Below are 21348 nucleotides of genomic sequence, written 5' to 3' on the forward strand. Positions count from 1 at the left end.
TCCGGGCATACGCGACAGCTAGTCGAAGAATCCCTGGTCGTCTTCCTTCAGATAAGGAACGGTCTTGTCCGGCACCAGGTCGACGCCCAGGCCGGGACGGTCCCAGACCTCGATGAAGCCGTCTTTCACGACGGGGTCCGGCAGGCCCTCCACGATGTCGTACCACCAGGCCGGGTTCCCGACAGGATATTCGAAGGCGATGTAGTTGGGCGGCATGGCGGCCGAGGCGTGCACCAGCGCGGCCAGGCCGATCAGGCCGTCGATGACGCCGTGGGGCGCCATGAGCACGCCGTGGAGGTCGGCGTATTCGGCGATCCACTTGAGTTCCGCGATCCCGCCCACGTCGGCGGGATCGGGTCCCACCACGTCCACGGCCCGCTTCTCGATGAGGTCGACGAAATTCTCCCGAAGGTAGATCTGTTCCCCGGTGTGAATCGGCGTAGAAGTCCTCGAGTTCACCTCCCGGTAGAGGTCGGCCAGGACAAAGGGCGTATAGTCGCCGGTGATCATGTCTTCGAGCCACATGATGTGCAGGTGTTCCACGGCTTTCGCCAGGCGCAGGGCGTCCGGCACGAGCATGCCGGGGCCGCAGTCGAGGGCCAGGCCGACTTCATCTCCGAGGACCGCCTTCATGGCTTCGATGCAGGCCACCAGGTGCTTCAGGCCCTTCTCGGTGAGCGGACCGCGATTGGCGTGAAAGCCTTGGCGCTGCAGGTCGCCGTAGAAGAAGTCGGGGACCTGCGTAGGCATCTGGCTGTGGAAACTGATGCCCTGCTTGATGATGGTGAAACCCTCTGGCGCCGCCTTCATCCGGGCCATGTCCTCGGCGTAGTCTTCCACCGTGGCGCCCTTCATGGGAAACCGTACGGCGCCGTTGTAGACCCGGACCCGGTCCCGCATCTTTCCCCCGAGCAGCTTGTAGACCGGCAGGCCGGCCGCCTTGCCGGCGATATCCCACAGGGCCATTTCGATGGCGCTGACCGCGCTGCCCCAGGGCTTGAAACTGCCCAGCCGCCGTATGCTCGCGACGACGCGGTTCACGTCCGTCGGGTCCTGGCCGATGATATAATCCCGATAGAACAGGACGTGGGGTTTCATGTAGGGCTTGGAGTTCTCGATTTCGCCCAGACCGTGAATCCCTTCGTCCGTGGTGATCCGGACCACGGGATTCTGTCCGATCACGGCGCATTTCAGGTCGGTGATTTTCATGAAGCGTCTCCATTTAACTCCGCCAGCAGGCGCTCTACAACAAGCTTCGGTCCCTGGAATCCGCCCTGGCGTTTCATCTCGCAGACGCCCTCCGACAACAGGTTCCGGTGTTCCTCAATGGGGCCCGCACCGGGCGTCCAGGACGCGTAGGACGTGCAGTAACGCTGGAACATGGTGCGCCGCGGGGGATCGTGCCAGGGCCAGGGCAGGGCGCCGTGGCACAGCGCCTCGGTGAAAACGACGGCGTCGCCGGCGTTGACGGGCACGTTGACGACCGTCGGGGGACCGGATCGGATGTTGACGTGTCGGGGCCGTTCGAAATAGGTCTTGTGACTTCCCGGTATGCAGACGAAGCCGGCGCCGTCCGGAACGTCCACCAGGGAAATGGCCGCGTTGATGAAGGTGGCGAAAACCTCGCCGTCCGCGGCCTGGTAATCGTTGGCCGGGTTCCGCCATGCGCCGGAGGCGCCGTTGTGCAGCGTAATCTCGTCGCTGTCGGGAAGGTTCACCGTGAGGGCCGACAGCAGATGCTGAGGGCGCTCGCGGGTCAGGGCGAGCACGACGCGCATGATCGGCAGGTTGAGGATCAACCGGTCGAAAACCGGGTCGGCGTATTCGGCGTGGAGAATAGCCCGCGCGGCGGTCGGTTTTTCGACGGGATCGTCGTAGGAACAGAGCGGCGGCGGCAGCTCCTTCTCTTCCATCCCGTGCCACTCGTCGCACCGCGCGATCATGTGTTCAAGGTCCTCCTGCGAGACGACCTGGCGGAGGACCAGGTAACCGTGCAGATCGAAAAGCCATTTCTCCTGATCTGTGAGCATGCGATTCGCCCCAGTCAATTCACATACGCTTTATGGAATTCGATCCACCTCGGAAGGACCTCCTCGATGACATCCCTGGGCGGCAGAAACGCGATCCTCAGGTGACTGGTGCCCGGTTTCTGCCCGAATCCCGCGCCGTTGACCGTGACCAGCCCGGTCGCTTCCAGGAGTCCCATGCAGTAATCGAAGTCGTTCTTTCCGTCCGGCAGCCTGTCCAGACGGGGAAACAGGTACATCGCGCCCGTTCGTCCGAAACAGGATACGCCGTCCATGTGGTCGAATCCCGCCCGTATCATGACCGCCTTGTCGTGGAGGTCGTCGAGGATCTTTCTCCGCTCGATCGTGAAACGGCGGTAGGGCTCTGCGTTTTCGGGCGGGGGGCTGACGAGGAGATACATCATCAACTGCCCGACTGTGTTGGAACAGATATTCACCGAAGCCTGCTTGAGCACCAGGTCTGTAAAAGACAGTCCGGTGTTTCCGACACGCGGAGCGTTCCTGATCTCGAGATATCCGCCCCGGTGGCCGCACTCGCCGTAGAAACCCTTCGAGGTACTGTGCACGCTGAACAGCGGAACATCGCTTCGTCCCAGCACCCGGGCGAAGGATACGAAACCCGCGTCCGCTTCGTAGACGTTCTCCTGGTAGACCTCGTCGGCAATGATGGCCAGGCCGTTTTCCCCGGCGAAGGCAATGACCTCGCCGATTGTCTCCTCGTTCAGTACCGCGCCGGTCGGGTTGCCCGGACTGATGACCACGATGGCCTTGACGGCCACGCCGCGTTCCCGGGCGCCTTCCAGGGAAGATTCCAGCAGGGCCCTGTCCATGGCCCAACCCGATTCCTCGTGGAGGAAATAGTCTACCTGTACGCCGCCGCATCGCCTGATGGCCGCGGAGTACAGCGGATACTGGGGGATGGGGATCATGATGCCGTCGGATTCGTCATCGATCAGCAGATCGATGACGTACCGCACCGCCTCGCTGGCGCCGTTGGTGATAAAAACCTGCCCGGGGTCGGAACGGGGCACGCGGCCGCCGTCCGCTCCGTCCCGGCGGTCGATGTAATCGGCCACGGCTGCCCGGATGAACTGCGGCCCGCTGCTGTCCGAATAGGCGCCCATGCCGGTTTCCATCCGCGCCAGATAGCGTTCGCTGAGGTCGAGCACGTAGTCGGAGTGGAAGTCGTCCCTTTCCAGGCCGTCCAGGCTGCCATCGTCGAACAGCGTTTTGAGGCGACGCTCGCGTTCGATCCGAACCGGGTGTTCGACCAGGCTCAGCACCTCCCGGTAGAATGAGATGGGCTGTTGGCCGAGCGCCTGGGGATTACCGAGATTGCACGGGATGATCCGTCTGCCCTGCTGCTTCAATTCGGCTGCCCGCTGGGGTATCGGTCCCCGCACGGCATACTCCATCTCGAGTATCCGTCGGTTGACCTTCATGTCCCAGGGCGCGTCAACTTTCATGGTTCCCGTTTCCGGTGAGCAGCGGGGGCAGGCGCCGCATTCCAGCGTATTGCATCGTTACCTGCGTTACCGAATCCATCTATTGAATACAAAAGTGCCGTATTAGAATCATTTAGATTATAGATTCCCTTCACGTGTTTGTCGATGTATAAATGACCGGCCCCGCGATCGTATCCGGCGAATATTTGCTTGACCCCCGTTCCGGCGCGGGGTAACTTCGCCCTATACCGATCTGGAAACCTGATGGTCGTACAACCAACTTGCCATCTTTGCCTGCCGGCAGCATACCGCAATGCCAGACCATGTTTCGTGACGGCGGCCGTGTCGCCGCATGCGCTTTGCTTGGCGCGTGGCGGTCGAACGGTCCGTACGGTGTAAGCGGAACGAACGCCGGAGTAACCGGGGAGGAATCATGATACGAAGGTCAATAGATCGCATGGCCGCAGCCACCGTGTTTGCAGCCGGATTCCTGATTATGGCGTCCGCGTGCGCGGACATGGAGGTGGCTGAGCAGGCATCCGACGCCGTGACGGCGCCGGTATTCGAGGTGGATCCCCTGTGGCCCAAGCCGCTGCCCAACCACTGGATCCTGGGCTCGGCCATCGGCGTAACGGTCGACGCCAGCGACAACATCTGGATCATACACCGCGGCAACGGCAATCCGAGTACCGAATTGGGCGCCGCGCAGGACCCGCCAGTGGCCGAGTGCTGCGTTCCCGCCCCGCCCGTGCTCCAGTTCGACCCGGAAGGCAACCTGCTGAACCACTGGGGTGGTCCGGGTGAAGGATACGACTGGCCCGCGTCGAATCACGGCATCACGGTCGATCCCATGGGCAATCTCTGGATCGGCGGCAACGGGGGCGATGACGCCCACATCCTGGTTTTCGCCCAGGACGGCACCTTTCTGAAGCAATTCGGCAAACCGGGCGCGCGGAAGGCTGACTCCTTCGACGAAGCCGATCCGCAGTGGACCGGCAACAGCATGGATATGGAGAGTTTCGGCCGGGTGGCCAAGATCTCCTTCGACGCTGGCGCGAACGAGGCCTATGTCGCGGACGGCTACCTCAACAAGCGTGTCGCCGTGCTCGACATCGAGACCGGGGCCTTCAAGCGGTACTGGGGCGCCTATGGCAACGAGCCGGACGATGCGAACCTCGGCCGGTATGATCCCGAGGCGCCGCCGGCCCAGCAGTTCCGCAATCCCGTTCACGCCGCCGACCCGTCCAACGACGGCCTCGTGTACGTCTGCGACCGTCCGAACAACCGCATCCAGGTCTTCCGGACGGACGGTACCTTCGTGATGGAGAAAGTCCTCTCAGGGAACACGCTCGGCGCGGGTTCCACCTGGGACGTGGCCTTTTCCAAGGATCCGGAACAGAAATACGTCTACGTTGCCGACGGACAGAACATGAAGGTGTACGTGCTCCTTCGCGAAACGATGGAAGTGCTGACCACGTTCGGAGACGGAGGCCGCCAGCCCGGCCAGTTCTTCGGCGTGCACAGCATCGCCACCGACTCCAAGGGCAACATCTACACCACGGAGACCTACGAAGGCAAGCGCCTGCAGAAATTCACCTACATGGGTGAGGCCCCGGTCGAGCAAAAAGACCAGGGCGTGATATGGCCCACCGCATCCAGGTAGCGGGAGCTGATCGGCTTTCCTCTCTGAACGGACGCGGGGCGGCGGCCTCCCAGGTTGCCACCCGCGTCCTGCTGTTCCTGGCTATCGCAGGCTTCATGGCTGCTGTGCCCGTAACCGGTGCATACGGCCACGACATTCCCCGCGACATCACCATTCAGGCCTTTGTCAAGCCGGAAGGCCAAAGCCTCCGGCTGCTCGTGCGCGTGCCGCTGGAGGCCATGCTCGATGTTAACTTTCCGTTAGTCGGTCCGGGCTACCTGGACCTGGCCCGCGCCGACGAATCCCTGAACGACGCCGCCATGCTCTGGATCGGCCAGGAGGTGTCGATCTACGAAGACGGCACGCGTCTGCCCGTACCTGAACTGGCCGCCGTCAGGGCCTCCCTTCCCTCCGATCAGTCCTTCCGCGCATACGATACCGCGCTGGCCTCTACCCTGGGGCAGCCCCTGCCCGCAGACACGCAGATCTACTGGCAACAGGTCATGCTGGACGTGCTGTTCGATTACCGGATTACATCGGATCGTTCGGAGTTTTCCATTCTGCCCGGCCTGGAAAGACTGGGCATGCGGGTCTCGACCGTGCTTCGGTTCCTGTCTGCGACCGGCGGCGAGCGTCTCTACCAGTACACCGGGAATCCGGGACGTATCGTGCTCGATCCCCGCTGGCACCAGGCCGCGTGGCGATTCGTTCAGCTCGGATTCACCCACATCCTCGACGGTATGGACCATCTCCTGTTCCTGCTCTGCCTGGTCATCCCCTTTCAGCGATTGCGAGTGCTCGTGATCCTCGTCACCGCCTTCACGGTCGCGCACTCGGTCACGCTGATCGCCGCCACACTGGGCCTGGCGCCCGCTGCTCTCTGGTTCGTCCCCCTCGTCGAAACGCTGATCGCGGCCTCTATCGTCTACATGGCTCTGGAGAATATCGTCTCCCCGGGGCTGCGCCGCCGCTGGATTGCCGTTTTCGGTTTCGGCCTCATACATGGGTTCGGTTTCGCCTACGCCCTCCGGGACATGCTGCCTTTTGGGGGAGAACATCTGGTGACCTCTCTCCTGGCCTTCAACGTAGGAGTCGAGATCGGCCAGTTGCTCGTGATTCTGATTTGCGTCCCGATACTCAGGTTACTCTTCCGATACATCCCGGGCGAGGGCACCAGGCAGACCAAGCGGACCGGAGCCATCATACTCTCGGTGCTCGCGGGCCATACGGCCTGGCACTGGCTGGTGGAACGGGGCGGTTCGCTGTGGGAATTCGATCTGCTGTCCGCGTCGCCGGACGGCGCGCTTTACGGCGTGGCCGGACTCCTGGCGCTGATGCTGATCATCGCCGCTTTCGCCGGCTGGGCGCTCACTCGTCCCGGCCGTCCCGGCCGTCCAGGCTGGCTGCATGAATGAAGGTCTCGGACAGGGCGAACACGCAGGAGCTGCGCTCTCCGCCGAGGCTGGGTTTCCAGATATCGACGGCATAGGGATCGCCGGCGATGAGATGGCCGTCGAACATGATCTGCGCGGAGCGGGCGAAGAACAGGCAGGAGAATACGTCCCATTCCTCCCTGAGTTTCGGCGCGGGCGCTTCGAGCAGTTCCGGGAGCTGCAGGCCGCTCCAGCGGGCGATGATCTGGTCATCTTCCGTATCGATGGTCCAGGACGGTGAATCAAGGACGCTTCCGCCCCGCGTAAAGGCGGCCTGGGTGATCTCCAACTCCATGTCGTACATGCCGCCCCGGCCGCGCATCCATCCTTGAATGAAGGCCGCCATTTCCGGGTTGTCCGTACAGATTCTCCGGTAGGCGGCACCGTCCTCGATCAGGACGTACGCCACGGTCCCTTCGCCGGCCGAACTGTAGTGCGTATGCCACAGGCTGACCATCCCGCTGTTCTCCCCGGCGTCCGCGGGACGCAGATAGTTGATCCAGTGCTGCCCCGTCCAGTACAGCCTGCCCTGGTTTACGATAGGCCTGTTGTCCATCCATACCCCCGATCTGACCTGTCCGTGCCGTCCGTCATGCGCGCAAACGGTCCGTTATCCGCGTTCGTGTAAACTGGCCGCCAGGAGATTGGCCGTCAAGAACGATCTGGGAGCCCGCCCGGAACGGACCCTGTGGACGGCTTCCCCACATTATTCGCTTGCCCGGCCAAGACCTGCCCTGTACATTTTCGGCATAACGTCTTGCTTTCAGGGAAGGGCCGCGAAATGCGATCGCTTAAAAGCCGTGAACGGTCGTCTTTCACGCCAGGAGTGTGGCAACATGATCGGTGACATCGGGATGCAGGAACTGATGGTGATTTTCCTGATCGTCCTGCTCCTGTTCGGCGCGGACCGGATTCCGGCCCTTGCAAGGGGACTGGGCAAGGGGGTGCGGGAATTCAAACGCGTCGTGAACAACGCGAACACTGAAATCCAGCGCGCGATGGACATCGACGAGCAGGAGCAGCCGCCCCGAAGGCCGCCGCCGTCAAAGGAATTGGACCGGTCATAAGACAACCGGATAGTCGATCTGTCGAATGGGCGTGCCGGCCGGCTGGCGGTGCGCCCGTTTTGCTTGATTCGCAGCCGAAGCCGATCCGCGAACCCGGCCATGTCCACTGTTGATCTTCGAACCGACGCACGTAGCATATTTGACGCGGCCCTGCGGGCCGTCGATCCAGCGGCAGCGACCATGCGTCATGTCGTGCGCGACGGGAACAGCCTGAATATCGGCGGCATCTCCTGCAACCTGGACCGCTTTGACGGGGTTTACGTCGTCGGCGCCGGAAAAGCGGGCGCCATGATGGCCGGTGCCATGGAATCGATACTCGGCGACCGGCTCACCGGGGGAGCCGTCAACGTCAAGTACGGTCATACGGCGCCGCTGACGTATGTAGAGCTGATCGAAGCGGGGCATCCCATCCCCGATGCCGCCGGCGTGGAAGGAACGGAGAGAATCGTCGAGCTCCTGGAGCGCCTCGGGGAGGACGACCTGGTGTTCTGCCTGCTCTCGGGCGGGGGCTCCGCGCTTATGCCGCTGCCGGCCGAAGGGGTGACGCTGGCGGAGAAGCAGGCGGTGACCGGCCGGCTGCTCCAGTGCGGCGCGACGATCAACGAGATCAACACGATTCGCAAGCATATCTCGCGCGTCAAGGGCGGTCGGCTGGCCAGGCTCGCTTCGCCGGCGCGCGTGGTCGGCCTGGTCCTATCGGACGTCATCGGAGACCCGCTCGACGTCATCGCGTCGGGTCCCACGGTACCGGACGAGAGCACCTACGCCGACTGTCGGGAAATTCTGGGAAAGTACGGACTGCACGATGAACTTCCCTCTTCGGTGATCCGCCACCTGGATGCCGGGATGAAAGGGTCTGAACCCGAAACGCCCTGTCCCGGCGATCCGGTCTTCGATCGCACGCGGAACGTGATGATCGCCAACAACCGCCAGGCGCTCGATTCCGCCCGGACGGAGGCGGAGAAAAGAGGCTATAACGCCCTGGTGCTGTCCAGTTCCATCGACGGCGAGACCCGGGAAATCGCCCGCGTCTATGCGGCTATGGCCCGGGAGATCGTGCGACATGGAGATCCGGTGCGAAGTCCGGCGTGCGTGATTTCCGGGGGCGAGACCACGGTAACGCTGAAGGGCGGCGGAAAAGGCGGGCGAAACCAGGAATTCGTCCTGGCCGCCGCTGCCGGCATCGACGGACTGGAACGAACCGTCGTGTTCAGCGCGGGCACGGACGGCACGGACGGTCCGACTGACGCGGCCGGCGCCGTGGCGGACGGACAGACGCTGGCGCGGGCGGCCGGGAGGGGACTGGCCGCCACTGCCCGCCTGGACGACAACGACGCCTATCATTTCTTTGAACCGCTGGGCGATCTCGTCATTACGGGACCTACCCACACGAACGTGATGGACCTGCGCTTGTTACTCGTCGGCCAGGGGCCTCAGAAAAACCGGGATCGATCATGATGACCGAAGAGCAAAGATACCTGTTCGACCTGACCGGCTATCTGCATCTGGATGGAGTCCTCGGTGAAGCGGAGCTTTCCGAGGCGCGTGCCGCCGCCGAGCGGTATATCGAGACGCCTTCTGAAGACCTGCCGCCGGATTTCGGGAGCAGGGACGGGCGTATTTACGAAAACGGATTCGCCTTCGACAAGGCACTGGAAAGACTGGTGTTCCAGCCGGGTTACTGGCCCATTGTGAAGGAATTCACCTCCGGAAAGCCGCGTTTTGTCCGGGGTTCCATGCTCGTGAACCAGGCGGGCGGAGTCGTCGATGCCGGATCGCTCCACTGCGCGCGGGAGTCCTACGGGTGGCAGAGTACGCGCTATGAATGCCGGGACGGCCGAATCTACTGTGACGACTTTGTCGTATTCACCTATCTCACCGACGTGCATCCCGGAGACGGCGGACTCGTGGTCGTGCCCGGGTCCCACAAGTGCAATTTCGACCGGCCCGATACGATCTTCGACGGGGGTGACCTGGAAGACGACGCACCGCGTGGCACGGTAAACGTCACGCCCCGGGCGGGTGACGCGGTGGTTATCTCCGAACTGCTCACCCACGGAACGCTCCGATGGAAGCCGGCCGACCGCAAGCGCATCGTGCTCGTGCTGCGGTACGCGCCGCAATACAGCGGCGGCGGACCGTGGACGACGGACACCCTGAAGGCCCGGCTTTCGCCGGAAACCAACGAACTGATGGCCCTGGCCTCGTATACTGAAGTCAAAGATGTCGCTCGCATGGACGCGGTCACGTTGACGGTGTAGTCCGCTCGCGTCTCCGGCAACCGGGACAGCCCGGCATCAGCCCGGCGCATCGTTCAGGTAAGGTACATGGACACAGCCTGGCAGGAACAGATCGGGAAAGAAATCGACTGCGCGTTCCGGTTCGACGAAACGGCCAGGGTCCTGTACAGCACGGACGCCAGCATATACGAGATCGAGCCCCTTGGCGTCGCGTATCCCGCCAACACTGACCAGGTCTCCCGCATCCTCCGGTTCGCGTACGAAAGAGGCATTTCCGTCACGCCCCGCGGCGGAGGCACCAGCCTGGGCGGCCAGGCGGTGGGCCGCAGCATCCAGGTCGATTTCTCCCGGCACATGAACCGGATTCTCGAGGTCAACGTCGAGGAGCGGTGGGCCAGGATCCAGCCCGGCGTGGTGCTCGACGAACTCAACGCCCACCTGAAACCCCTGGGACTGCTCTTCGCGCCGGACGTCTCGCCAAGCAACCGGGCGAACGTCGGCGGCATGATCGGTAACAACTCCTGCGGTTCCCATTCCATCATCTACGGGAAGACGATCGACCACGTGCTGGAACTCGACGTGGTCCTGAGCGACGGCACGCGGACGGTCTTCAAGCCGGTCGGCGACCGCGAATACGGCGAGAAGGCCGCCCTCGGCGGCCTGGAGGGCCGAATCTACCGCGAAATCCGCCGCATAGCCCACGAAAACCGGGACGAGATCGAGGCCCGGTATCCCAGGATCATGCGGCGCGTCGGCGGATACAACCTGGACGAATTCATCGGAGAAGGTCCCTTCGACCCCTGCAAGATGATCGTCGGATCCGAAGGCACCCTGGCCGCCGTGACCGAGGCGCGCGTCAACCTGGTGCCGTTGCCTGCGCATAAGGCCCTGAGTATCTGTCATTTTTCGGACCTGATCGAATCCATGGAGGCGACGGTCGAGATCCTGAAGACCGATCCCTCCGCCGTGGAACTTACCGACAAGACCATACTGGACCTGGCCAAGGCTTCTCCCGCGGCCGCCCATCAGCGTGACTTCATCGAAGGCGACCCGGAAGCCATCCTCATGGTCGAGTACTACGGAGAAACGGCCGAAGCGGTGGCGGAGCGCATGGATGCGCTCGAATCCCTGCTCCGCGAGAAGAACCTGGGCTATGCCTGTGTCCGGGCCGCGACCCCCGCCGCCCAGGCGAACGCCTGGGGCATCCGGAAGGCGGGACTTGGGCTGCTGATGGGCATGAAGGGGGATACCAAGCCGGCGACTTTCGTGGAGGACACGGCGGTCTCGCCGGAGAAGCTTCCGGACTACATCCGCGACTTTCGCGATATCGTCCACAGACACGGCACGGTGGCGTCCTACTACGCCCACGCCAGCGTGGGCACGATCCACATCAGGCCACTCATCAATCTCAAGGAAGCCGAAGGCATCGCGCGCATGCGGGCCATTGCCGAAGAAATCCGCGACCTGGTCATAGCCTATGGCGGCGCGGTCAGTTCCGAGCACGGGGACGGACTCGTGCGGAGCGAATGGAACGAGCAGGTGTTCGGGCCGAAGCTATACGAGGCCTTCAAGACAGTCAAGGCCGTGTTCGATCCGAACGGCATCATGAATCCCGGCAAGATCATCGCGAACCAGAAGATGACGGACAACCTGCGATTCGGCCCGGCATACCAGGCAGAGGAGATTAACACGTATTTCGATTTCTCGGGCGACGGCGGGTTCTCGCGGTCCATCGAACTCTGCAACGGGGTCGGCGCCTGCCGCAAGAAGCTGGTGGGGACCATGTGTCCTTCCTATATCGCCACGCTCGATGAGGAGCACAGCACCCGGGGCCGTGCGAACGTGCTCCGGGCCGCCCTGTCGGGCAAGCTGGACGGGGAGGGATTCACGAGCCGGCGGGTATACGAAGCCCTGGACCTCTGCCTGGAGTGCAAGGGCTGCAAGGGCGAGTGCCCCTCCAACGTCGACATGGCCAAGATGAAATACGAATTCCTCGCCCACTACTATGAGAAACACGGGCTGCCCCTGCGCAACCGCATATTCGGCCGTATCGAAACGCTCAACCGGCTCGGTTCCGCCTTCGCGCCGCTGAGCAACAGGATCGTGAACCATCCGTGGCATAAGTCGCTCCTGGAGCGGGCCATCGGCGTGGACCGGCGGAGGTCGCTGCCGGAATTCGCCGAGGAGACGTTTGAACAGTGGTTCTATCAGCGCGCTCCCGGACGCGCCGCTGACCGTGATCGACCGACGGTCGTCTTCTTCCCGGACACCTTCATCAATTACAGCGAGCCTCATATCGGTATTGCTGCCGTGGAAGTCCTGGAGCGCGCCGGCTACCGGGTGGTGCTGGCCGAACCCCGCGCCTGCTGCGGCAGGCCCCTGATCTCGAAGGGGATGCTGCGCCAGGCCCGGGCGGCCGCCGAATACAACATCGCGCAAATGGAGCGGTACGTGGACCGTGGATGGACCATCGTGGGCTGCGAGCCCAGTTGCGTCATGACGTTTCGGGACGATTACCGCGACCTCGTGGACGATCCGCGGGCCGCCGGGCTGGCGGACGGCATGCTCATGATCGACGAGTTCCTGGCCCGGGAACACGCGGCCGGGCGCCTTTCACTTCCGGTCAGGCCCACAGACCGGGCGATCAGCCTGCACGGACACTGCCAGCAGAAGGCCATCGCCGGCACGGGTTCCACGGTGGCCGCCCTGGAACTGGTGCCCGGATACGAAGTCACGACGTTGAATACCGGGTGCTGCGGCATGGCCGGCAGCTTCGGCTACGAGCGGGAGCACTACGACCTGTCCATGAAAATCGGGGAAGACCGGCTCTTCCCCGCCATCCGCGCGGCCGGTGAGCGGACGGAATTCGCTGCGACAGGGACCTCCTGCCGGCACCAGATCGCCGACGGCACGGGAAGGTCCGCCCTCCATCCGATCGAATTGATCAGGGCGGCCGTGGACGATCGACGGAGTATCCAGCGTTGAACCGCGCCCCCTGTTTCTCCACCTTTTCCATCGTCGCCCTGGACCCCGATACGGGGGATCTCGGCGTGGCGACCCAGTCGAAGTACCTCGCCGTAGGATCCGTGGTCCCCTGGGCGAGGCCCAACGCCGGCGCCATCGCCACGCAGGCCTGGGCCAACGCGTCCTTCGGCCCCAGGGGACTCGACCTGCTCGAACAGGATGTGGGCGCCATCGACACCCTCGAACGCCTGCTCGAACCGGATCCCGGCCGGCAGTCCCGGCAGGTAGGCGTGGTGGACGTCGACGGCACGGCGGCGGCCTTCACGGGTACGGCATGCCAGGAGTGGGCAGGGCACGTGACCGGTCCGGGCCACGTCTGCCTGGGCAACATCCTCGCGGGTGAAGACGTAGTCACCGCCATGGCGGAAACCTTCGAGGCGCCCGGCGAGGAAGATTTCGCGACGAAACTCGTCGCCGTGCTTACGGCCGGCCAGGAAGCCGGCGGCGACCGGCGGGGCAGGCAGTCGGCCGCCCTGCTCGTGGCGCGGGAAGGCGGCGGTTGTGGCGGCACCTCCGACTTCCTCGTGGATCTGCGGGTCGACGACCATGCCGATCCCATCGAGGAACTGAAGCGCCTGTACACGCTCCATGGAAGACTTTTAACATGAAGTCCGACATACAGCGCGCCAAGCTTGTCCTGCTCACCGTGGTTCATTTCCTGGTGGACCTCTTTTCCTCCCTGTTGACGCCGATCCTCCCCGCGCTCGTGACGCGGTTGCAGCTTTCCCTCACGCAGGCCGGCATACTCGCCGGTCTGCCGGCCATGACCTCCTCCCTGGTCCAGCCCCTGACGGGTATCCTGGGGGACCGGATGGAGAAACGCTATTTCATCATCCTCGGACCGGTATTCTGTGCCGTCTTCATGTCGGCCGTGGGACTTGCGCCCTCCTTTCTCGTGCTGCTGGCCTTCATCATCCTGGGCGGATTCGGCACCGCCAGCTTCCACCCGCAGAGCGTGTCCATGGCCGGGGACGTCAGCGGTTCGAGACGTGGATACGGCGTGTCTCTCTTTATCGTGGGCGGCACCGCCGGGCTGGCGGCAAGCCCCTTTGTCGTACCGCGCATCGTGGAGCGGTTCGGACTCGAAAGCCTGGTCTGGCTCGCCGTTCCCACGGTGATCGCCGTCCTGGCGTTGGCCCGGGTCATACCTATCCGCAACGAGGACCGCAAGGTGACCCGCCTGGCCGATGTGGGCGCTTCGTTCCGGCCCAACCTGTGGCCCATGGTGAATCTCACGGTGGTGGGCATCATCCGGACCATCTCGGGGGTCGGTTTTGCCACCTTTTTCGTATTGCTGCTCAAGGACCGGGGCCTTACCCTGCAACAGGGGGGTGATCTGCTCTTCGTCTTCCAGGGCGGTGCGGTGATCGGCGGTTTCGTGGGCGGCTGGCTCTCGGACAGGTTGGGACGGGCCCGCGTGATCTGGTCTACGATCCTGCTTTCCACGCCCTTTCTGCTCGTTTCGCTAAATGACACCGGGCCGTTGCTCCCCGTGTGGCTGTTTCTGGCCGGCTTCATGAACATGGCGTCCAATTCCGTCTCCGTCGCCATGGCCCAGGAGCTCGTCCCGGACAGCGCGGGAACGGCATCCAGTTTTCCCATGGGCTTCAGCTGGGGCGCGGCGGGAGGCGCGCTGATCGTCTTCGGCGGTGTCGCGGACCGCATCGGCATCGTGGCAACGCTTGAAGTGCTCGCGCTGATCCCGCTGGCCGCCGTGGCGCTGGCCCTGATGCTGCCGCCGGATCGGGAGTTTCGAAAAGCGGCGACCCGGGTGCGCAAGTCAGCCGCGGCCGCGGAGAAAGTAACCTGAGACTTCACGCTGTTCAGCTCTTGACCTTGTATCGTCGCGACGGTTGCATCGTCTTGACCGTTGCGTCGTCTTGACCGTTGCATATCTTAGCATCCAGGATTCACTGGCAAACTCCATGATCCCAGGGAGGTTGATTGATGTCGGATCGTGTCGTGCGTCTCACGAAGATGGAGGAACTGGACGAGGCCGTCGGATCGTCGTCGGATCGTCCCGTGTTTATCTACAAACACAGTACGGTGTGTCCGGTAAGTGCCCGGGCCGCCGACCATTATCACGATTTCGCGGAGGAGGATTCGTCCTCTCCGCCACCCCTTTTTACCCAGGTCCTGGTCATAGAAAACCGGGACCTCTCCAATGAAATCGAATCCCGCCTGGAAGTACGGCACGAGTCGCCGCAGCTGCTCCTCCTCAGGGACGGGAAGGTTGCCTGGCACGCTTCTCATTTCTCCATTTCCGGAGAGAACATCAGATCTGCGCTGGAGGGGTAGGCCATGTCGAGACACGCCGTCATCGTAGGCGCGGGCGTGACCGGGCTCAGCACGGCTTACCATCTCGCCCGCAAGTCGTACGGCAGGATCACGGTCATCGAGAAGGGACGTGTCGGAGACGGCGCCAGCAGTCGTGCCGCCGGGATCATCACCGGACTGCTCTGGTCGGAAACCGGCGTACAGGCCCGCAAGATCAGCCTGACCCGGTTCAGGGAACTTTCCGATGAACTGGATGGATACCGATTCCAGGACGTGGGCTGCCTGAATCTCTTCGACGCAGCGAGCTGGCCGGAACGGGAACGCCTGTTACCCCTGTATGATCGTCTGGGCGTGGAATACACGATCATGGACAGGGGAGAAATGGCCGCGACGTGGCCGGACCTGGTCCTTACGGAAGAGCCCGTCGGCCTTCTTGACCCCCTGGGCGGATACAGCGAACCGGACCACTACCTCCCGGCGCTGGCGGAAGGCTGCCGGACCCTCGGCGTCCAGATCAGGGAAGGATGCATGATTTCGGACTTCATTACGGATTCGGGACGCATGGCGGGTGTCGTCGCGGGCGAAGAACGAATCGAAGCGGATGCCGTGGTTAGCACCGTGCACGTCTGGACCCTCAAGGTGCTGGAGAGCATCGGCCTGCAACTGCCTCTGAAGTCCTTTATACACCAGCGGTACGTCACGGCGCCGTTGTCCGCTCCGGTCCGGATCCCGGCGGTCAACGCCAATCCCTACGGCGGCTACATCAGGCCGGCCCACGGCCAACGGCTGCTGGCGGGAATCGAGAATCCATCGGCCCCCGAGTTCCGCGTACCCGACCGGTCCTTTGACATGTCGGCTATTACTCCGCCGCCGGGACTCAGCGACGCCGCGCGGGAAAACCTGCTGCCGCTCGTCCCCAACGCAATCCGGTCCGGCGGGTCTGGCCAGGCCGACTGGACCGGCTGGGCGGGCTGGGCGGGCTGGGAAATCGAAAAGGCGGGGCTGCTGTCCTTTTCCCGGGACGGAGAACCCGTACTCGGTCCGGTCCATCGCTTTCCGGGACTCTACGTGGGGGTTGCCTTTCACTCCGGAGGATTCGCCTACAATCCGGCGGCCGGTGTGCTGCTGGCGGGGTGCGTCGCGGACGGCAGGCCTGAAATCAATATCGAGGACTTCTCGCCGAACCGGTTCGATCCGGAGGAAACGGACGCCTACAACCGGACCCTGATCACCCACGGGGAGTACAGTATGCCCGGCCATTCCCGTCGGCATTGACGCATACGGTTCACCTGAGGCGAAGTCTTCCCGGTATTCGCGCAGTCCTTTTACATTTAGGCGGCGTGAGGGACCGCGAGGAACCGCGGGGGACATGGATACCTACGTGGATTGAATCGTGAAAAACCTCCTGGAACCCGGACAGATCGAAGTATTTCGGCACGCCCTGCTCACCTGGTACGAGGCGCACAGGCGGGACATGCCCTGGCGGCGGACCCGGGACCCCTACGCGGTCTGGATATCCGAAGTTATGCTCCAGCAGACCCGGGTAGACCAGGTCCGGCCCTACTACGACAGGTTCATGAGCCGTTTCCCAACAGTTGGCGATCTGGGTGAAGCGCCGCTCGAGGAGGTGCTGAAGGCGTGGGAAGGCATGGGATACTACGCCCGGGCGAGAAACCTCCATCGGGCCGCCCGGCAGGTTGTGGCGCTGCACGGTGGAAGGATACCCGACGATCCGGTGCAGATCTCCGCGCTGCCGGGCATCGGACCCTATACGGCCGCGGCGGTATTGAGCATTGCGTACGGAAGGGACTGCCCCGTGGTCGACGGAAATGTAGTCCGCGTGCTGAGCCGCCTGTTCCACCTGGACGACGATCCCGCGACCGCCGCCGCGAAGAAAAAGACGGCTGGCCTGGCCGAAAGACTTCTCCTGAAGGGCCGGCCGGGCGATTTCAACCAGGCCATGATGGAACTGGGCGCGACGGTATGCACCCCGCGACAGCCGGGCTGCGGCGCCTGCCCCGTAAGCAGCCTGTGTCTCGCTCGCCAGGTGCTGCCGGATCCGTCGGTCCTTCCACGCAAGCAGCCGCGGAAACAGCGCCCCCATCATCATGTCGCCGCGGGCATCGTGCGCAAGGGAGACGAGATGCTGATCGTACAGCGCTCGCTGGAGGGCCTGCTGGGCGGACTTTGGGAGTTTCCGGGCGGGATATCGGAGGAAGAGGCGGCCAGGGAAGGGTTCCTACGTCACGAAATAAAACGCAAACTGGGCATCGACATCCGTGTCGGCCGCGCCTTCGCGGCCGTCCGGCACGCCTTTACCCATTTCGAGATGACGCTGCACGGCTACCACTGCACGTATCTTCGCGGCGAAGCGCGTCATGGGGACGGCAACGACTGCCGCTGGATTCGATCTGACGAACTTGATCAATACGCCTTCCCCAGGGCGCATCATCGCCTCATCGAAGCCATGGCCGTTGCCGAAGAAAGTCCGCAAACCACACTGTTCCCATAACCCGGGGCGTTCAACCGAGACACATCCCGGGTCCTGGAAGTGACAGGCGGTCACCGCCCCTTGACCGATGGCGCGGCTCTCGAAACCGGTTGCTCCGCCGTCCCGTTGTTCGCGGCGGCGTCCTGGTCCGTGGGTGCGAAAATCGAACGGACTTTCTCTTCGATTTCCCCGGCAAGCTCCGGCCGTTCACGGAGCAACTGCCGCACGTTCTCGCGGCCCTGCCCCAGCCGATCATCGTTATACGAGAACCACGTCCCGCTCTTTTCTATAATCCCGTTGTTGACGCCGAGTTCGATCAGGTCGCTTTCCTTGGATATGCCTTCGCCATAAATGATATCGAACTGCGCCTCGCGGAAGGGAGCCGCCAGCTTGTTCTTCTTCACGGTGCCCCGGACCTGGATGCCGGCCGAGGCGTCGTCGCCCTTGATGTTCCCGATCCTGCGCACCTCGATCCGGACCGAGGAGTAGAATTTCAGGGCCAGTCCCCCCGTGGTCGTCTCGGGGTTGCCGTACATGACCCCGATTTTCTGACGGATCTGGTTGATGAAGATCAGACAGGTTCTCGACCGATTGATTACAGAGGTCAACTTGCGCAGCGCCTGCGACATCAGGCGGGCCTGCAGGCCGACATGGGAATCACCCATTTCGCCTTCGATTTCGGCCCTGGGGACCAGCGCGGCCACCGAGTCGATGACGATCACGTCGACCCCGCCGCTGCGAACCAGGATCTCGGCCACGTCGAGCGCCTGCTCTCCCGTGTCAGGCTGGTGGATGAGCAGTTTGTCCATGTCCACGCCGAGCGCCCGGGCATAACGGATGTCCAGGGCATGTTCCGCGTCGATGAACGCGGCCATCCCGCCCAGTTTCTGGGCTTCGGCCACGATGTGCTTGGCCAGCGTCGTCTTGCCGGAGGATTCGTTTCCGTATATTTCGACCACGCGTCCCCGGGGGACGCCGCCGATGCCCAACGCCAGGTCGAGGGTCAGGGACCCCGTCGGTATGGACTCGACGGACAACTGGGGGTTTTCGTCCCCCATCCTGATAATGGACCCCTTGCCGAACTGCCGCTCGATCTGCATGATGGCGCCGCTGAGCGCCTTCTCCCTTCCCGGATCACTATCGTTCATGGCCTGGATCTCCCTCTCGTTGATCTCGTGATCATACCTCATGACATATCATGTTGAATATGCCAAACAAATGTATAGTGTCAAGCGGTTTCGGACCGACCGATTGAAATAGTCGGAATCAGGCGGGGATTCTTGAAAAAAAGTATCTCCGCCCGACCGTAATGTAAAGTAGTTTCGATTCGATTCCTCCTTTCGGGACACGCTCCGAATAAAAACGGGCGGCGGGACTGTGAATGCGGTATATTACAAGAGTACGCGCGGCCTCTCCGCCTCTCGAAAAAACTTTGAACTGGAGCGAAACAGGATGTCTGTCCGGCTGAACATCTGCCTCGGAATGATGGCCGTCTTCATCCTGGGTGCGGGCACGGGTTGCTCAGGCGCGCCGATGCCTGTTTCCGACGACGTCGAAACCGGAAGGCTGATCGAGGCCGGAAATGCGTCCATGCGCGACGGCGACTACACGAAAGCCGCCACTTACTACCGCCGTGCGCTGGCCGTGGACATGACGGATTCCGAGGCCTTCGGAAACCTGGGCGTGGCCTACTACTACCTGGAAAGATACGACGAGGCGATCCGGGAAGCGCTGCAGGCGGTGGTCCTTTCGCCGGAAGAGATCAACTGGCGGCTCAACCTGGGCGCAAGCTACTCGCGCAAGGGGAATCACGAAGGTGCGGCAAGAGCCTATGGCGCCGCTGTCGATATCGCCCGTGGCCTGGCGGATGAAAACCGGCATCAACTCCGGAACGCGCTGATCGGCCTGGGCCGTTCATGCGAGTTGGCCGGCTGGTACGACCGCGCGATGGACGCATATGACGAGGCGCTGGTGTTCGACCCCGAAGATACGGAACTGCTTACAGGGGCGGGCAACATCCATTTCCGCCTGGGACGCCTGGACGAGGCGGAAGCCTTGTATCACCGTACCCTGGCACGGGATTCCACGCATACCGTGGCCAGATACAACATCGCCCTCATCTACGCCAGGACGGGACGATACGACGAGGCGATCGGTCTTTTTTCAGACATTCCCGCGTTGGACCGCCGCCTCGAAGGTGCCCTGGAGGGCAGTTCGGTGAGTGCCGTGGACCGGTCAAAGTCCCGCAGCATCGCGGCCTACCGGGCCGGGCTCGAGAGAATGGGCGGACCGGGCGGACCGCCTCCTCCTGGCGACAGGCGGGGACGCCGTCCGCCGCCCTATGTTTACATGATGGGGCTGACCTATTACGAGCAAGGGTCGGAAACCGCGGCGATGCAGGCTTTTGAACAGGCGTTGGCGGAAGATCCCGGGCTCGCGGAGGCCCACCTGTACATCGGCAATATCCATGCGCGGCAGGGACGCCCCTCGGCGGCAGCAGATGCCTACGAAAGAGCGATACAGATCGACTCTGAATTCGCCGAGGCCTACAATAACCTGGGCACGATGTACGTCAACATGAACCGGCCCGAAGACGCCATGGAAGCGTATCTCGGAGCGCTTTCGCTGAACGATCGATTCTACGACGCCCGCACTAACCTCGGGCTGCTGTACGCGGAGGCGGGCCGGCTGGATGACGCGATTGATGAATATATGAAAGTCATCCGGGCCGAGGCGGGCATAGCCGAGGTGCACAACAATCTTGGCATGGCGTACCTCAGGCAGGGAAGGCCCGAAGATGCCAGGAGCCAGTTTCAAAAGGCTGTTGCGCTTCGAGACGATTTCGCCGAGGCCTACAACAATCTGGCCCTTACATATAGCAGGGAAGCCGTACTCGACGACGTGATCGGTTCCTGGCGCGGTCTCGCGGCCCGGTGGGCGGGGCATGACCTCACGGCCCGGGTGGTTTTCGACTGGTTGCCGCTCCGGCGCGTACCCACCCGTTCCTCCGCCGTGGGCGGCGAAGCCAGGTCCGCCTACCGCAGGGGAGTCGACGCCGCCTTCGCCCACGATCTTGACGCCGCGCTCGCGCACTTCGAAGACGCCCTCGTCACACGGCCGGGATGGAGCGCCGCGCGGCTGGCCCAGGGTGCCGTTCTATTTGCCCAGGGAAAATGGAACGCGGCGGAATCGGCCCTGGAGAAGACACTGGCCCCGGAATCCGCTGATCCGCTGCCCCACGCCATCCTGGCGATCGTGCGAGTATCCGGCGGCGACTATGATTCGGCATTGAAAAGCTGGGAGGAAGCGGTCCGCCTGGCCGGCGAAACGGATGGAGCGGAGGCGCGGGAGGCCTTGACGGCCATGCGGGCCCGTACCGAGGCCGCCGACCGGGTTTTGAACGCCCTTGAACGGGCCAGAGCGCTGCGACCGGGTTTTACCACCGCCCATTTCAACATTGGCCTTGTCAACGATCTTCTGCACCGTTACCATCAGGCCATTCGAAGCTACGAAGAAGTCGTCCGCCTCGCCCCGGAGCTTCCCGCCGGTCATTTTCGCCTGGGTATCGCGTACTACCGGCTTGGCGACGACGAAAGAGCCCGGGATACGATGCGTGAGTACATTCGGCTCTCCACGGACCCCATGCTGCTTCCCCAGGTGGAGACCTTTCTGAATAAGTCGCGGTGAGCCGGACAGCTGGTT

General features: G+C 63.2%; 17 protein-coding genes. 12 read left to right on the top strand and 5 right to left on the bottom strand.

What is annotated here, in order from left to right:
* Positions 1-18: 18 nt before the first annotated feature.
* The 3 genes from OXG98_17550 to OXG98_17560 are packed head-to-tail and all read right to left on the bottom strand — an operon-like array spanning position 19 to position 3493.
* On the bottom strand, positions 19-1209 hold the full coding sequence (locus OXG98_17550) for a mandelate racemase/muconate lactonizing enzyme family protein (GenBank protein ID MCY3773816.1): 1191 nt from the start codon (positions 1207-1209) through the stop codon (positions 19-21).
* Positions 1206-2030 (bottom strand): phytanoyl-CoA dioxygenase family protein, encoded by an 825-nt coding sequence (locus OXG98_17555; GenBank protein MCY3773817.1) that lies wholly within the window; start codon positions 2028-2030, stop codon positions 1206-1208. Before OXG98_17555 ends, OXG98_17550 begins: the two co-directional genes overlap by 4 nt.
* 14 nt (positions 2031-2044) lie before the next feature.
* On the bottom strand, positions 2045-3493 hold the full coding sequence (locus tag OXG98_17560) for an aminotransferase class I/II-fold pyridoxal phosphate-dependent enzyme (GenBank protein MCY3773818.1): 1449 nt from the start codon (positions 3491-3493) through the stop codon (positions 2045-2047).
* Between the two features lie 412 nt (positions 3494-3905).
* Between OXG98_17560 and OXG98_17565 the strand changes: the two genes are divergently transcribed.
* Together OXG98_17565 and OXG98_17570 are read left to right on the top strand one after the other, a co-directional pair.
* Positions 3906-5135: a hypothetical protein gene (locus OXG98_17565; protein MCY3773819.1), complete on the top strand. Its 1230-nt coding sequence runs from the start codon at positions 3906-3908 to the stop codon at positions 5133-5135.
* Positions 5114-6529 (top strand): HupE/UreJ family protein, encoded by a 1416-nt coding sequence (locus OXG98_17570; GenBank protein MCY3773820.1) that lies wholly within the window; start codon positions 5114-5116, stop codon positions 6527-6529. Before OXG98_17565 ends, OXG98_17570 begins: the two co-directional genes overlap by 22 nt.
* Here OXG98_17570 and OXG98_17575 read toward each other — a convergent pair.
* Positions 6483-7103 carry a hypothetical protein gene (locus OXG98_17575; GenBank protein MCY3773821.1) on the bottom strand — a complete coding sequence of 207 codons (621 nt, stop codon included), beginning with the start codon at positions 7101-7103 and terminating at the stop codon, positions 6483-6485. The genes OXG98_17570 and OXG98_17575 overlap by 47 nt on opposite strands.
* A gap of 280 nt (positions 7104-7383) precedes the next feature.
* Between OXG98_17575 and OXG98_17580 the strand changes: the two genes are divergently transcribed.
* The 9 genes from OXG98_17580 to mutY all read left to right on the top strand — a co-directional run bounded on the left by OXG98_17580 (position 7384) and on the right by mutY (position 17667).
* On the top strand, positions 7384-7614 hold the full coding sequence (locus OXG98_17580; GenBank protein MCY3773822.1) for a twin-arginine translocase TatA/TatE family subunit: 231 nt from the start codon (positions 7384-7386) through the stop codon (positions 7612-7614).
* 99 nt (positions 7615-7713) lie between these two features.
* Positions 7714-9072 (top strand): glycerate kinase, encoded by a 1359-nt coding sequence (locus OXG98_17585; GenBank protein MCY3773823.1) that lies wholly within the window; start codon positions 7714-7716, stop codon positions 9070-9072.
* Positions 9069-9875, top strand: coding sequence for a phytanoyl-CoA dioxygenase family protein (locus tag OXG98_17590; GenBank protein ID MCY3773824.1), 807 nt, complete (start codon positions 9069-9071; stop codon positions 9873-9875). The genes OXG98_17585 and OXG98_17590 overlap by 4 nt, the downstream gene beginning before the upstream one ends.
* A gap of 66 nt (positions 9876-9941) precedes the next feature.
* The gene (locus OXG98_17595) at positions 9942-12839 is read left to right on the top strand and encodes an anaerobic glycerol-3-phosphate dehydrogenase subunit C (protein ID MCY3773825.1); all 2898 of its coding nucleotides are present in this window, start codon (positions 9942-9944) and stop codon (positions 12837-12839) included.
* The gene (locus tag OXG98_17600; protein MCY3773826.1) at positions 12836-13486 is read left to right on the top strand and encodes a DUF1028 domain-containing protein; all 651 of its coding nucleotides are present in this window, start codon (positions 12836-12838) and stop codon (positions 13484-13486) included. The genes OXG98_17595 and OXG98_17600 overlap by 4 nt, the downstream gene beginning before the upstream one ends.
* Positions 13483-14688, top strand: a complete 1206-nt coding sequence (locus OXG98_17605; GenBank protein ID MCY3773827.1) for an MFS transporter — start codon at positions 13483-13485, stop codon at positions 14686-14688. Before OXG98_17600 ends, OXG98_17605 begins: the two co-directional genes overlap by 4 nt.
* Before the next feature lie 137 nt (positions 14689-14825).
* The gene (gene ytxJ, locus OXG98_17610) at positions 14826-15176 is read left to right on the top strand and encodes a bacillithiol system redox-active protein YtxJ (protein ID MCY3773828.1); all 351 of its coding nucleotides are present in this window, start codon (positions 14826-14828) and stop codon (positions 15174-15176) included.
* Between the two features lie 3 nt (positions 15177-15179).
* The gene (locus OXG98_17615; GenBank protein MCY3773829.1) at positions 15180-16430 is read left to right on the top strand and encodes an FAD-binding oxidoreductase; all 1251 of its coding nucleotides are present in this window, start codon (positions 15180-15182) and stop codon (positions 16428-16430) included.
* 118 nt (positions 16431-16548) lie between these two features.
* Positions 16549-17667, top strand: coding sequence for an A/G-specific adenine glycosylase (mutY, locus tag OXG98_17620; protein ID MCY3773830.1), 1119 nt, complete (start codon positions 16549-16551; stop codon positions 17665-17667).
* A 50-nt stretch (positions 17668-17717) separates the two neighbouring features.
* Here the strand turns inward: mutY and recA are convergent, their stop codons facing one another.
* Positions 17718-18794, bottom strand: coding sequence for a recombinase RecA (gene recA / locus OXG98_17625; protein ID MCY3773831.1), 1077 nt, complete (start codon positions 18792-18794; stop codon positions 17718-17720).
* 304 nt (positions 18795-19098) lie between these two features.
* On the opposite strand from recA, the gene OXG98_17630 reads away from it, so the two are divergent.
* Positions 19099-21333, top strand: coding sequence for a tetratricopeptide repeat protein (locus tag OXG98_17630; GenBank protein ID MCY3773832.1), 2235 nt, complete (start codon positions 19099-19101; stop codon positions 21331-21333).
* The last annotated feature ends 15 nt before the right edge of the window (positions 21334-21348 follow it).

This window comes from Gemmatimonadota bacterium (genome assembly GCA_026706345.1).
In the GTDB taxonomy this organism is placed as follows: domain Bacteria; phylum JAAXHH01; class JAAXHH01; order JAAXHH01; family JAAXHH01; genus JAAXHH01.